Source organism: Halomonas sp. PGE1 (assembly GCF_013000985.1).
Taxonomy (GTDB): Bacteria; Pseudomonadota; Gammaproteobacteria; order Pseudomonadales; family Halomonadaceae; genus Halomonas; species Halomonas alkalicola.
The window spans coordinates 1,835,956-1,848,872 of record NZ_CP053032.1 but is presented as its reverse complement, the minus strand read 5'-3'; the positions used below and the strand labels follow the sequence as shown (position 1 = coordinate 1,848,872).

Annotated in this window: 13 protein-coding genes; 5 read left to right on the top strand and 8 right to left on the bottom strand. The window is 66.8% G+C overall.

What is annotated here, in order from left to right; genetic code table 11:
* Window position 1 precedes the first annotated feature (1 nt).
* From pdxJ to HIR79_RS18645, 8 genes are all read right to left on the bottom strand, one after another.
* Window positions 2-799: a pyridoxine 5'-phosphate synthase gene (gene pdxJ, locus HIR79_RS08745; RefSeq protein WP_169959524.1), complete on the bottom strand. Its 798-nt coding sequence runs from the start codon at window positions 797-799 to the stop codon at window positions 2-4.
* Window positions 800-868: 69 nt separating this feature from the next.
* Window positions 869-1,570, bottom strand: a complete 702-nt coding sequence (gene recO, locus HIR79_RS08740; protein ID WP_169958036.1) for a DNA repair protein RecO — start codon at window positions 1,568-1,570, stop codon at window positions 869-871.
* A 6-nt stretch (window positions 1,571-1,576) separates the two neighbouring features.
* The gene (gene era, locus HIR79_RS08735; RefSeq protein ID WP_169958035.1) at window positions 1,577-2,476 is read right to left on the bottom strand and encodes a GTPase Era; all 900 of its coding nucleotides are present in this window, start codon (window positions 2,474-2,476) and stop codon (window positions 1,577-1,579) included.
* A complete protein-coding gene (rnc, locus tag HIR79_RS08730) occupies window positions 2,473-3,177 on the bottom strand; it encodes a ribonuclease III (RefSeq protein ID WP_169958034.1) in 705 nt (234 codons plus the stop codon). Before rnc ends, era begins: the two co-directional genes overlap by 4 nt.
* A 79-nt stretch (window positions 3,178-3,256) precedes the next feature.
* Window positions 3,257-4,060 (bottom strand): signal peptidase I, encoded by an 804-nt coding sequence (gene lepB / locus HIR79_RS08725; RefSeq protein WP_169958033.1) that lies wholly within the window; start codon window positions 4,058-4,060, stop codon window positions 3,257-3,259.
* Between the two features lie 27 nt (window positions 4,061-4,087).
* Window positions 4,088-5,905, bottom strand: a complete 1,818-nt coding sequence (gene lepA, locus HIR79_RS08720) for a translation elongation factor 4 (protein ID WP_169958032.1) — start codon at window positions 5,903-5,905, stop codon at window positions 4,088-4,090.
* 384 nt (window positions 5,906-6,289) lie between these two features.
* Complete coding sequence (locus HIR79_RS18815) at window positions 6,290-6,658, bottom strand: pilin (RefSeq protein WP_211621062.1); 369 nt, start codon at window positions 6,656-6,658, stop codon at window positions 6,290-6,292.
* 6 nt (window positions 6,659-6,664) lie between these two features.
* Window positions 6,665-6,820 carry a prepilin-type N-terminal cleavage/methylation domain-containing protein gene (locus HIR79_RS18645; RefSeq protein WP_283241860.1) on the bottom strand — a complete coding sequence of 52 codons (156 nt, stop codon included), beginning with the start codon at window positions 6,818-6,820 and terminating at the stop codon, window positions 6,665-6,667.
* A gap of 426 nt (window positions 6,821-7,246) precedes the next feature.
* On the opposite strand from HIR79_RS18645, the gene HIR79_RS08710 reads away from it, so the two are divergent.
* From HIR79_RS08710 to HIR79_RS08690, 5 genes are read left to right on the top strand one after another with little or no spacing between them, the layout of a single operon-like run.
* A complete protein-coding gene (locus tag HIR79_RS08710) occupies window positions 7,247-8,302 on the top strand; it encodes a hypothetical protein (protein ID WP_169958031.1) in 1,056 nt (351 codons plus the stop codon).
* 2 nt (window positions 8,303-8,304) lie between these two features.
* Window positions 8,305-8,970 carry a hypothetical protein gene (locus HIR79_RS08705; RefSeq protein WP_169958030.1) on the top strand — a complete coding sequence of 222 codons (666 nt, stop codon included), beginning with the start codon at window positions 8,305-8,307 and terminating at the stop codon, window positions 8,968-8,970.
* Window positions 8,963-9,985, top strand: a complete 1,023-nt coding sequence (locus tag HIR79_RS08700; RefSeq protein WP_169958029.1) for a hypothetical protein — start codon at window positions 8,963-8,965, stop codon at window positions 9,983-9,985. Before HIR79_RS08705 ends, HIR79_RS08700 begins: the two co-directional genes overlap by 8 nt.
* Window positions 9,982-10,623 (top strand): type I-E CRISPR-associated protein Cas6/Cse3/CasE, encoded by a 642-nt coding sequence (locus tag HIR79_RS08695; protein ID WP_169958028.1) that lies wholly within the window; start codon window positions 9,982-9,984, stop codon window positions 10,621-10,623. The genes HIR79_RS08700 and HIR79_RS08695 overlap by 4 nt, the downstream gene beginning before the upstream one ends.
* The gene (locus tag HIR79_RS08690) at window positions 10,620-12,689 is read left to right on the top strand and encodes a helicase C-terminal domain-containing protein (protein ID WP_169958027.1); all 2,070 of its coding nucleotides are present in this window, start codon (window positions 10,620-10,622) and stop codon (window positions 12,687-12,689) included. Before HIR79_RS08695 ends, HIR79_RS08690 begins: the two co-directional genes overlap by 4 nt.
* Window positions 12,690-12,917 lie beyond the last annotated feature (228 nt).

The following is a 12,917-nucleotide window of genomic DNA, read 5'->3' as shown; positions in this document are numbered from 1 at the left end:
CTCAGTGCTGATGATCGTGGTGAGGGTCATGGTGATGGTCGTGCTCCTCCAGCGAGGCCACGAAGCCCGCCTCCTGGCCGGCGATGGCCAGGCGCTTCATCTCGGCCACCGCCTCCTTGAGGCCCACGAAGAGCGCACGGGCGATGATCGCATGACCGATATTGAGCTCGTGCAGGCCGGGGATGGCGGCGATGGCCTCCACGTTGTGGTAGTTGAGGCCGTGGCCGGCATTGACGGTGAGCCCCAGCTCCAGCGCCATCTCCACGGCCGCCGCGAGCCGCGCATGCTCCTTGACCGCCGCCTCGCCGGTCACCTCGGCGTAGGCGCCGGTGTGCAGCTCGATCACCGGGGCGCCGGCGCGAGCCGCCGCCTCGATCTGTGACGGTTCGGGGTCGATGAACAGCGACACCTCGCAGCCGGCCGCGGCCAGGCGCTGGCAGGCGGCCTGGATCGCCGCGAAGCCCCCCACCACGTCCAGGCCGCCCTCGGTGGTCAGCTCCTCGCGCTTTTCGGGCACCAGGCAGACGTGGGCCGGGCGGACCTCCTCGGCCAGGCGGATCATCTCCTCGGTGACCGCCATCTCCAGATTCATGCGGGTGTTGAGCACCTCGGCCAGCAGGCGCACATCGCGCTCCTGGATGTGCCGGCGATCCTCGCGCAGATGCACGGTGATGCCATCGGCGCCGGCCTCCTCGGCCAGCAGCGCCGCCTGGACCGGGTCGGGGTAGCGGGTACCGCGGGCCTGACGCAGGGTGGCGATATGGTCGATATTGACGCCAAGCAGGAGTCGGGGGGGGATGCATGAGGGTCTCCGAGAGTCGAGAAATCAGGAGTAGGCGACAGGGCCAGTGCACGAGGTGAAGGGCGTTCAGTGTGACCCAGCCCGGCGGCGCTGGGCAAGCTGGGCCATCAGCTCCCGGGAGCGCAAGGGGCGTGCGCCCAGCAGCGGCGCCAGCGCCGCCCGGGTGACCGCCTTGGCGGGGCCCGCGAGCCCCGGGGCGTCCCAGTCCCCGGCCGCCAGCAGGCGCAGGGTACGCCCATCCAGGCCCGGCTTGCCGGGGCGAAAGGCACGGCTGGCCGCATCCAGCACATAGCGCGACTGGGGGTCCAGTTCGCCGCCGTCCGGGGTGGTGAAACGCGGCAGGGCGTCGAGGGCCTCGAGCAGCGCCACCTCGAGGCGACGCAGGCCCGCGGCGCGAGCATCCGGCCTGGGCAGGGCCTCGAGCAGCGCCGTGTAGAAGGCGAACACCTCGGCCACCGGTAGCTCCACCGGCAGGGTGCGGGTGAGCAACTCGTTGGCATAGAGCCCGCAGAGCAGCCCCTCCCCGGCCAGCAGCGCCGCGGAGCCGCGGCTCTCCATGAGGCGCAGGCGCTTGAGCTCGCCCTCGCCCGCCCAGGTGACGTGCAGCGGCGCGAAGGGCTGCAGACGCCCCCGGGAACGGGAGCCGGGGCGCTGCACCCCCTGGGCCACCGCCCGCACCCGCCCGTGGTGGAGGGTCAGCAGCTCCACCAGGGCGCTGGTCTCCCGGTAGGGGCGCCGGTGCAGCAGGAAGGCCGGTTCAGGCGTCATGGCGCCTCAGTCGAGGTTGTAGCCCAGGCTCTTCAGCGCCCGCTCGTCGTCAGACCAGCCGCGCTTCACCTTGACCCAGAGGTTGAGCATCACCTTGGCACCGAAGGCGCGCTCCATGTCCAGGCGCGCCTCGCGGCCGATGCTCTTGATGCGCTCGCCGTTCTCGCCGATGAGGATCTTCTTCTGCCCCTGGCGCTCCACCAGGATCAGGGCGCTGATATGCACCACCCGCCCCTCGTCGCGGAACTCCTCGATCTCCACGGTCATCTGGTAGGGCAGCTCGTCGCCGAGCTGGCGCATCACCTTCTCGCGCACCAGCTCCGCGGCCAGGAAGCGCTGGCTCTTGTCGGTGACCTGGTCCTCGGGGAAGAAGTGCACGCTCTCGGGCAGATGCCTGGCCACCTCGGCCTCAAGCTCCGGCACGTTGGTGCCGTGCTTGGCGGAGATCGGCACGATGGCGGCGAAGTCGCGCCGGGCGCCGACCTCCTCCAGCCAGGGCAGCAGGCTCGCCTTGTCCTGCAGCCGGTCGACCTTGTTGACCGCCAGGATCACCGGCGCCGTGACGTGCTCCAGGCGCTGCAGCACGATCTGATCCTCGTCGCTCCAGCGGGTGCGGTCGATGATGAACACCACGCAGTCCACGTCGCGCAGGGCCTGGGTCGCCGCCTGGTTCATGAAGCGGTTGATCGCCTTGTTGCGATCCTTGGCCATGATATGGATGCCGGGGGTATCGACGTAGATGAACTGCGCCTCCCCTTCGGTCTTGATGCCCATCACCTGGTGGCGGGTGGTCTGGGGACGCCGCGAGGTGATGGAGATCTTCTGGCCGAGGATCCGGTTCATCAGCGTCGACTTGCCGACGTTGGGGCGACCGACGATGGCCACGAAGCCGCAGGTCTGGGTCATGGTCGTGCTCCCTGTGCGTTGGCCCTGACGGGTTCCAGCAGGGCCAGGGCCTTCTCGGCGGCCTGCTGCTCGGCGTGGCGCCGACTGGCCCCCTCGCCGGTAGTGTGCTGATCGAGCATCTCCACGTGGCACTCCACGGTGAAGGTCTGGGCGTGCGCCTCGCCGTCCACGTTGACCACCTCGTAGCGGGGCAGCGGCACCTGGCGCGACTGCAGGAACTCCTGCAGGCGGGTCTTGGGATCCTTCTGGGTATCCTGCAGGCTGGTGCTCTCCAGCCGCGCGGCATACCAGGAGAGCACGCGACCGCGCACCGCCTCCATGCCGGCGTCCAGGTAGATGGCACCGATCACCGCCTCCACGGCGTCGGCCAGGATCGACTCGCGGCGATGCCCGCCGCTCTTCATCTCGCCGGAGCCGAGCCGAAGGTGCTCGCCGAAGTCCATCTCGCGGGCCAGCTCGGCCAGGGTCTGGCCCTTGACCAGGCGCGCACGCAGGCGGGAGAGCTGCCCTTCGCGGGCGTCGGGGAAGCGCCGGAACAGCGCCTCGGCGATCACGAAATTGACAATGGAATCGCCGAGAAACTCGAGGCGTTCGTTGTTCTGCCCGCCGACGCTGCGATGGGTCATGGCCAGCTCCAGCAGGGCGGGATCCCGGAAGGCGTGGCCGAGGCGTCGGCTGAAGGCGTTGAGGGAGTTGCTCACGGATATCCTGTTGTCTGATGTCTTGTCGGCGCCGGTGCGGCCCGCGGACGGCGGCTCCTGCCGCCGGTGGCATGGAGGCTCACTGGATGCGTCGCACGCTGCTGAAGCTGGGCAGGCCACCGTCCCAGTGCATCCACACGGCGAAGGCGCGGCCGACGATATTCTCCTCCGGCACGAAGCCCCAGTAGCGGCTGTCGTTGGAGTGGTCGCGATTGTCGCCCAGGGTGAAGTAGTGGCCTTCCGGCACCACCAGTTCGCGCATCTGCGGGCCCGGGTCTCGGGGATTATTGTAGATCCGGTGCTCGACACCGCCCAGCCGCTCGGCCAGCAGCAGCTCGCCCGGCGCGCCGGCGGGGCTATCCTCCAGCAGCCGCTTGGGCACCGGCTCGCCGTTCACGTAGAGCTGCTTGCCCTCGTAGCGCACGGTATCGCCGGGCAGGCCCACGACCCGCTTTATGAAGTTCACCGCAGGCTCATTGGGGAAGCGGAACACCATGACGTCGCCGCGCTCCGGCTCGTTGAACTCGACGATGCGGGTGTGCACCACCGGCAGGCGCAGGCCGTAGGTGAACTTGTTGACCAGAATGAAATCCCCCACCTCCAGGGTCGGGCGCATGGAGCCGGAGGGGATCTGGAAGGGCTCCACCACGAAGCTGCGCAGCACCAGCACCACCAGCAGCACCGGGAAGAAGGAGCGCGAGTAGTCCACCGGCCAGGGCTCCTTGAGCACCTTCTCGCGGGCGACGGGGTCGAGCCCCTCGGTGGTGCCGGCCTCGGCGTTGGCTGCAGCGCGGCGGCGGGCGGGACGCCACCAGACGAGGTCAAGCAGCCAGATCAGGCCGGTGATGGCCACGGCCACCACCAGCAGCAGGGAGAAATCCATGGGGGTATGCGTTCCTAGCGGTTGAAATCAGTCATTGACCTTGAGCACGGCGAGGAAGGCGTCCTGGGGAATCTCCACCCGGCCGACCTGCTTCATGCGCTTCTTGCCCGCCTTCTGCTTCTCGAGCAGCTTCTTCTTGCGGCTGACGTCACCACCGTAGCACTTGGCGGTGACGTTCTTGCGCAGCGCCTTGACCGTGGAGCGGGCCACCACCTGGCCACCGATGGCGGCCTGGATCGCCACGTCGAACATCTGGCGCGGAATCAGCTCCTTCATCTTCTCGACCAGCAGCCGGCCACGGCCGTGGGCGTGGTCGCGGTGGATGATCACCGCCAGGGCGTCGACCTTGTCGCCATTGATCAGCACGTCCAGGCGCACCAGCTTGGCCGCCTGGAAGCGCTCGAAGCCGTAGTCGAGGGAGGCATAGCCCCGGGAGATCGATTTCAGGCGATCGAAGAAGTCCATCACCACCTCGGACATCGGCAGCTCGTAGACCAGCTGGATCTGGCTGCCGAGGAACTGCATGTCCTTCTGGGTGCCACGGCGGTTCTCGCACTCGGCGATGACGTTGCCGACGAACTCCTGGGGCACCAGGATGCTGGCGCGCACGATGGGCTCGCGCATCTCCTCCACGTCGGCCATGTCGGGCAGCTTGGAGGGGTTGGAAACGTAGATGACATCGCCGTTCTTGAGCGCCAGCTCGTAGACCACCGTGGGCGCCGTGGTCAGCAGGTCCAGGTTGTACTCGCGCTCGAGGCGCTCCTGGATGATCTCCATGTGCAGGGTGCCGAGGAAGCCGACCCGGAAGCCGAAGCCCAGGGCGTCGGAGTTCTCGGGCTCGTACTCCAGGGAAGCGTCGTTGAGCGCCAGCTTCTCCAGGGCGTCGCGGAAGTCCTCGTAGTCGTCGGCGCTGACCGGGAACATGCCGGCATAGACCTGGGGCTTGACCTTCTGGAAGCCGGGCAGGCGCTCGACGTCGGGGGTCTTCGCGTGGGTGATGGTATCCCCCACCGGGGCGCCCTGGATCTCCTTGATGCCGGCCACCACGAAGCCCACCTCGCCGGCACGCAGGATCCCGGTTTCCTTGCGCAGCGGGGTGAAGATGCCCACCTCGTTGGCCTGCCAGTCACGACCGGTGGACTTGATGCGGATCTTCTCACCCTTCTTCAGGGTGCCGTCGAAGATCCGCACCAGGGAGACCACCCCCAGGTAGTTGTCGAACCAGGAGTCGATGATCAGCGCCTGCAGCGGCGCGTCGGGGTCGCCCTTGGGCGGCGGGATGTCGCGCACCAGGCGCTCCAGCAGGGCATCGATGCCCAGGCCGCTCTTGGCCGAAACCTGGCAGGCGTCGGTGGCATCCAGCCCGATGATCTCCTCGATCTCATGGGCGACCTTGTCCGGGTCGGCCTGGGGCAGGTCCATCTTGTTGAGCACCGGCAGCACCTCGAGTCCCTGCTCGATGGCGGTGTAGCAGTTGGCCACCGACTGCGCCTCGACGCCCTGGGCCGCGTCCACCACCAGCAGCGCCCCTTCACAGGCGTAGAGCGAGCGCGAGACCTCATAGGAGAAGTCCACGTGGCCCGGGGTGTCGATGAAGTTGAGCTGGTAGGTGCTGCCGTCCTGGGCGTGGTAGTCCAGGGTCACCGACTGGGCCTTGATGGTGATGCCGCGCTCGCGCTCGAGGTCCATGGAATCGAGCACCTGCTCCTTCAGCTCGCGCTCGGACAGCCCGCCACAGCTCTGGATCAGACGGTCGGCAAGGGTCGACTTGCCGTGATCGATGTGGGCGATAATGGAAAAATTCCGTATATGACTGATTTTGCTACGGTTTTCGCTGTTAGACATGCATCAGAATCCGGTTCATGTACGCACCCATGGTCAAGGCTGGGCAGGGACCCGAGCGAGCGCGAGAATCTAGGTTGGGCGTATTGTACAGCGAGAAAGGGCGGGTTGTCGTCAGAGGCGGCTTAGCCGTCGTCCGAGGCGCAATCGGCGAGCAGGTGGCCTCGCCAGCAACTGACATCAGCCGGCGGAGCTGCCAGGTGGGCTTGGTAGAGGGGGTAGGGAAGGAGGCGCTGAAGCACATGCCGAGAAAGGACCGGAATGAAATCAGAGGCGAACCATAACGCCAACGGCCGACATTTCTGTCGGCCGCTGGGTGCTGCTTTCAGCTAGGTAAGAAATGGGAGCCTGTTTCCGATTAGCTCACCATAGCCCACCATAAGATTTTCATGAATTATTAGCACCTGGGGCTGTGCAAGCCTGAGGCGTGTAAGATGATTTATAAGTGGCTGGCCTGTTAGTAATTGTACACGCCCACTGACCTGGATTTTCAGATGCAGTATCTGCCGTGCGGGTAAGGTTTATCAGCACACCCTCCAAAGCGGGCGAAACGTCACCATCAGTGCCTCCTAATGTATGAGAAATGGCCCCTGCCCCGGCATCTGTAAAAGCAGTAGTTATAGAAATGGCTCCAAAACTCGAGGAGCTGGGCGCCCCAAGAAAATCTGCATCGACAATATCTGATCCCTGACCACGCTGAATAAACTCTTCAGCAGCTGTTCTGAGGGGGGATATTTCCTGCAGGGCTGACGCCAGTTGCGATCATGCTACATAGTCTTGATATCTAGGAATCGCAATTGCCGCCAGAATACCGATGATCGCTACCACGATCATCAGCTCGATCAGGGTAAAACCGCCCTGCGCCCTGTTGCGCCGCGCCTTTCCGCTCAACTCGTTCATCTCTGTTACCGTGCTCATGGCTGTGCCCCTTGAATTCATGTCCGCCCCGGCAGTGGTCTGCCCCCTGCGGATGTGCCCAAGCCAGGCAGTCGAGCGCCGCCGCGCTGCCTGCTCTCCACGGAGCCGCATCGGCTGTGGCTCCTGTCAGTTACTCTAAGTTACGGTTTGTAATTCTGCAAGGACGAGTTCACATTGCGTGACCTATTTTCACGGTCTTCGCTCACGGCGTGCCGCGGTGCTCGGCACGTGACCGTCACCGGGCGACGAGGCGCCAGAGCGCGGGCACGGCCACCGCCTCACCGCCCGCCCTCTGCAGGGCTGGCTGCCCTCCCCGGCCTTGTTGGCTTTGTTGAGCGCCGAGATGCGCTACCATCGGGGCCAGCAGCCAAGCCATGCAGCCACCCCAGGCAGCCAAGCCCCACAGCCCAGGAGCGCCCGAACGCGATGCCAGCCCCAAAGCACCAGTACCTCCTTCGCGGCGAGATTACCGCCACCGCTCCGCTCTCCGTCACCTATGTGGGCCTGGATGGCAGGCTGCCCCGCACCCCGCATGGGGAGGTGTTCCTCAACAGTGGCACCCTGCGCGGCCCGCTGCGCAAGGCCGCGCTGCGGGTCGCCAAGGAGCAGGTGCACGAGGCGCTGAGCCTCCAGACGCTCTATATGCTCGGGGAAGGCGTGGACACCACCCGCGAGGTCAACAACGAGGTAGGTAAATACTTTGATCCCGCCGCCGAGCAGCGCCTGCGCGAAACCAACCTGATCCTCGACATGTTCGGCCGCTGGCGGCTGGCCGGGCAGCTCAGCGTGAGCCCGCTGCGAACCGCTGCCGGCAACGTCATCCAGGCGGGCCAGGGCACCCGCCATGACCAGTTCGAGCGTGACCCCTCGCTGGTGGAGTGGCTCTCCGAGGAGGACCAGGCGGCCCTCCGCGAGATGATGGCCAGCGCCTCGGCGTCGATGGCGGATATCGCGCCCCTGCAGGCCGAGATCAAGCAGCTCAAGGCCCAGTACCGCAAGACGGACGACCGTGAGCAGAAGAGCCAGCTGTGGAAGCAGGTCGAACGCCTCGAAGCCGAGATCAAGGAACTGCGCGAGAATCGCAAGGGCGCCGAGAACTCGATCAAGCACCCCATCGAGGGGTATGAAGCGATTGCCCCGGGCAGCACCCTCTCCTCTACCCTGAAGCTGCGCAACGTCTCTGAGGCGTCGCTCGGCCTGCTGCTGGAGACTCTGATCGTCTTCTCCCGCCACCCGGTGATCGGCGGGCACCAGGGGGCCGGCGGCACCGTCGAGGCCCGCTGGACGGTCTATCGTCGCGACGCGGGCAGCCTGCAGGCGGAGGAGATCGGCGAGGTCGCACTGGATGAGCTAGGCATCCAGCTGACCGGCGATGCCCTGGAAGCGGCACGGGAGGCATTCCGGGCGGCGATCCCGACCCAGGATCTCTCCTGCTACCTGCTGGAGCAGGCAAGCCAGAAGAAAAGCCAACGGGACCAGTGAGCATGGCCAGCCACGCCTTCTGTCTACGGCTCAAGCTGCACACGCCGCTGATCCTGCCCCGCGTGGCACCCAGGCTCGATGTGCTGCTGGCCGAGGCCTTGCGACACCTGCGCCTGGACTGGGACACCCCGATCCAGGCCAGCGACATCCCGCTGACGTGGGATGCCGAACTGGGCGGGCTGCGGGGCTCTCAGCTAGTGTTCGGCACAACGCCTCGATCAGGGCTAGTGGCCGAAAGCGTGGCATTCCCCACGGCGATCAGACGGCTGCCCTTCACCGAGGTCTCACCGCCGATCCGCAAGCGCATCACGGTGGACGGAGGGCCGACCGCCCCGCGCCTGAGCGAGCACCCTGCCCTGCTGGCCCCCTATGCCCTGCTCTACGGCGTCGGCGACGCTATGCGCTGCGCGGAACTGCTGACGCTGCTGACCGGCATCGGGCGCGAGCACGCCCATGGCTGTGGCGAGTTCTCCGTGGAGAGCATCGAACCCCTGCCGGATGACGATACCCGCTGGTGTCAGCGCCCCTGGGCCATCGACCGGCCGGAGGCCCACGCCGAGCAGCCCTACCGCCCCGTGGTCGACCATCTCGCCCTGGTGCCGGGCGGTAATGACCAGCCAGTGCTTCGCCCGCCCCGCGTGCTCAAGGAGGCGCTGCCCCATGGCTAAGCCGCCTTCTCACCCCAAGCCCAGCCGCATCGCCAGGGGCGCCGAAAGCGCGGCGCAGGGCACCCTTCCGCTTCTCTTCGATGACCCAGCACCTGAGACTTCGCTTAACCCGAGCGCCGATTCCCCCAGCACCCATGTGGTGAGCCCCTATGCGCTCTTTCATGCCGCCACCCACGCCGTGCGGGAGGACAACGAGAACGAGCCGGTAACGCCCACCTCCCTCGCCTGCGGCTACTGTCAGCGCGGCTGGGAGGAGGTAGAGGACCCCGGCCAGGCCTTTACCTACCGGTACTCCCCGCCTACCGCCGTCGAGTACCTGTGCAGCACCTGCTACACCCCGCGCATCTCGGCACCCAACGCCCTCGGCATCGAGTCCTACCGGGGCAAGAGCCGGATACCCACCCCCGGCAAGCTGGGCATGCTGGCAGGCTCGGGCGGCATCGTGACCCATGAGGGAACGCTGCACCTCGCGCTTCCCAAGGCGTTCGTGACGAAATACGGCCCTGGCATCTATGGTCAGCGGGGGCAGATCCATGAAATCGGCCCCGGGGTAAGGCCGCTGGATATCCTGCTGGAGCTGATCTACGGCGATCAGATCGAGGTCGAGCGAGGCTTTCTCTACATCGACCTGTGGGGACGCAAGCCCGACGCCCTGATGCAGGGCCTCAGCCTGACCCACTCGCTCTCGGAGCTGTGGTGCAACAGCGAGAAGGGGCCGTTTCCCCGTGACCTGCTGGCCCATGCCGCCACCGCCCGGGAGCTGTGCCGGCAAGGCATCGCCGACCAGGGCCTCAAGCCGAGCTTCTGGACGCCGATCCGACAGGCCGCCCAGGGGGCACCGCTGGAATCGCTCTCCGATGACATGGCAGCGTGGCTCAGGAAGGTGCCGGAACCCCAGGCGCTGCTGGCCGCCCTGCCCATCAACCCCCACGACCGCCTGGAACTGCCCGCCATGATGCGCTCCCTCATCCCGAGAATCAGCGCTGATCCGGCGTTTCTGGAGGAGGCCCCGTGATCGTTCATTACCATGAGGCCATGGCCATGGTGCCCCGGGCCACGCCCACCCGGGGCCACCTGAGCCTGGAGGATCACCACAGGACCGCCTGGCGGCTGTTCAGCCAGGGTGCCACCGAGCTTCAGAACGGCGACCCACGCCCCTTTCTCTTTCGCGTACAGCCCCACCCCAGCCTGCCCATGGATGTCTACCTGCTTCGCTCCCCTATGGCGTTCGACGGGGCCAAGGCCAGATCTTCGCTACGCAGCGTCGACCTGAGCGAGGGGACGGAGCTGACGCTCTCCTGGTTGCACCTGCCCTCCCGCAGCCGGTTGCTAACCTCGCCACAAGAAGGCCGCGCCGCCGGCAAGCCCAGGGGGCAGCGCTACCAGCCCGCTACCGAGGAATGGCCAGAGAACTGCCGCGACAAGATCCACCGCCACGGCTGGGAGGTAGGCGGAGAGATCGCAGTGCATCGGCATGGCGTCTTCCGCCTGCCGGGCAAGGGGGAGCGCCTGATCGGCGTGGCCCACTGCCAGGCGCGGCTGCGGGTCACCGACCCGATGCTGGCCGCCGAGGCGTGGCTCAAGGGAGTCTCACGCAAGCGAGGCTATGGTCTGGGGCTCCTGATGCCGGTGAAGCATGGCGGTGACGAATGATCAGCACCCGGACGGCAAACCGCGTTCAGGCGTTTCTCGCCGAACGCCTGCCCGAGCGGGCCGGTTACCAGGCCAACCCGGTGCAGATGGCCTATGCCGGCTCCATGACCGGCGCCCTGGCCCAGCCCGGCAAGCTGCACTTCATCGAGGGGGATACCGGCATCGGCAAGTCGCTGGCCTACTCGCTGGCGTTGGCGGACTGGGTGGCCCGTGGCAAGAGAAAACACAAGGACAAGGGCCGAAACACGGACATCGGCCGACGCGCCATCGTCGCCACCCACACCCGGGCGCTGCAGCGCCAGTTGCTGGACCCCGAACATCTCGACCTGATCGCGGAGTACCTGGCTCAGGAGGGCCTGCCTTCACTGAGCGTGGGCCTGCGCATGGGGCGTGGCAACTACGTCTCACCAGAGCGTCTGGCAAGAGCGCTGGGCGCGCCGGAGCTGGCCACGGTCGCCAAGGATCGCTCTCGGCGTGACGAGGAGCGCACGCTGGCCCAGTGGGCCCTGGAGACGCCCGGCTGCCTGCTCGACCTGGAGACGGACGCCCTACCCGAAGGTGTCACCCTGGCCGATATCTGCCTGCTGCCCCAGGAGCCGCTACCCCGAGCCCTCGAGGAGCACTTCCAGGCCGCCCAGGGCCACGACATCCTGATCATCAACCACGCCCTGCTGGCTCTGGATCTGGTCACCGAGGGGAGCATCACCGGTGCGGCGACGCCCTATGCGCTGCTGCTGGATGAGGCCGACCGCTTCCCGGACGCCGCCGAGTCAATTCTGTCTGAACAGCTGTCGCTGCGGGCCAGCCACGCACTGCTGGACCAGCTGGGGATAAGGGCAGCACACGCCTGGCAGGAGCTGCTGAACGGCTGGACGACGCCGGCCCATGCCGGGCGGGCACTGCCGCTCTCCGCTCCACAACGTGAGCAGCTGGTGGCGGCCTTCCAGACGCTGCGCCGTGCCAAGCCAAACCTGGACGCCGTAAGTAGTACCCTCGCAGCGGAGTGGCACCGGTTCATGGCGCAGGTCGACCTGATGACCATGCGCCTGAAGGACTCCCCAGACAGCCCCCTGCTGGTATCGCACTCCCCGGTGATAGGGCTGCCCAGCCTCGTGGCTCAGGAGCCCGCCGCTGGGCGGTGCCTCAAGTCAGGCGCCGCTTCCCGCTGCACCATCCTGACCTCAGCCACGCTCTCCGATATGCAGCACGCCCTGGGAGAAGCCCCCAGCTTCGACTACCTGCGGGGCCGCTTGCAGTTGGGCACGGCGGACACCCGCCTGGGCCTCAAGGCGAGCCACCCCGCTCTGCGCTTCGGCAGGATGCGCTTCACCCTGCCGGACGACATGCCCCCGCCGCTGTGGCAGCCGGAGGCGGGTCGGTACGCCCTTTCCCCGACCTTCTGTGCCATGGCCACCCGTCGCATCCGCTCGCTCGCGGGGCGCGTCCTGGTGCTGGCCAACGCCTACTCGGACGTGGAGGCGATCCGCCATGCCTGGCCAGAGGAAGACGCACGGCTGGTGACCCACGCCCCCGGCGCGAACCTCAACCAGATCGCCGAGGCGCTGGACGAGGACGCCGTGCTGGTGACCCCTTCAGGATGGGAGGGGCTGTCGCCGACTCGCGGTGACCGGGCCTTCTGGGATCACCTGGTCATCCTGCGCCTGCCCCACCCCACGCCGGACCCCGTGCTACAGGCACTGCTGGAACAGCAGTTCATGCGCCGTGGCAGTCGTTCACGGGAGGAGGCCAGCAAGCTGGCCCGGCAGATCCTGCTCAAGCAGGGGGGCATACGGTCGACCCACAAGCTTCGCCAGGGCCTCGGGCGCGGGATTCGCCACCCCGATGATGACGTGCATGTGGTCATCCTCGACCCACGCTTCCCATCCCCCAGAGGAGCGCCCGCCGGCGAGGGGCTGCGACAGCACGCCCAGTCACTCGGCGCGATACCGCCTCGCTTCCTGAAGGATTACCGCGAAGCCCAGACCACCTGGCCGGGTGAAGCGGCAAGGAGCGGCAGGGGCAATCAGAAGCCCATGCCTGATACCGCTTGGGAGACGTTCTTCTGACCTGATGAGGCCGGACCCAGGGCGCAATCTGAGGTATCATCGAACCGTCCCTGCAGCAGGACTCCCGCAGACGCGGGGATGAACGGCACGGACAGGGTGGTTTCACCCTAATCGAGTGTTTTCCCCGCAGATGCGGGGATGATGGCAGCACAATGAGCACACACAGCCCGATCCATCGGGTCGGGCTGCTTTCTGCTCTGGTACCAAAAAAACAGACAGATACGCTAA

Coding starts and splice junctions, on each gene's coding strand:
- HIR79_RS08705 (WP_169958030.1), top strand. CDS start 8,305: ATGGCCAGCCACGCCTTCTGTCTACGGCTCAAGCTGCACACGCCGCTG.
- HIR79_RS08690 (WP_169958027.1), top strand. CDS start 10,620: ATGATCAGCACCCGGACGGCAAACCGCGTTCAGGCGTTTCTCGCCGAA.
- recO (WP_169958036.1), bottom strand. CDS start 1,570: ATGACGCCTGAACCGGCCTTCCTGCTGCACCGGCGCCCCTACCGGGAG.
- HIR79_RS18645 (WP_283241860.1), bottom strand. CDS start 6,820: ATGAGCACGGTAACAGAGATGAACGAGTTGAGCGGAAAGGCGCGGCGC.
- HIR79_RS08710 (WP_169958031.1), top strand. CDS start 7,247: ATGCCAGCCCCAAAGCACCAGTACCTCCTTCGCGGCGAGATTACCGCC.
- era (WP_169958035.1), bottom strand. CDS start 2,476: ATGACCCAGACCTGCGGCTTCGTGGCCATCGTCGGTCGCCCCAACGTC.
- HIR79_RS08700 (WP_169958029.1), top strand. CDS start 8,963: ATGGCTAAGCCGCCTTCTCACCCCAAGCCCAGCCGCATCGCCAGGGGC.
- lepA (WP_169958032.1), bottom strand. CDS start 5,905: ATGTCTAACAGCGAAAACCGTAGCAAAATCAGTCATATACGGAATTTT.
- lepB (WP_169958033.1), bottom strand. CDS start 4,060: ATGGATTTCTCCCTGCTGCTGGTGGTGGCCGTGGCCATCACCGGCCTG.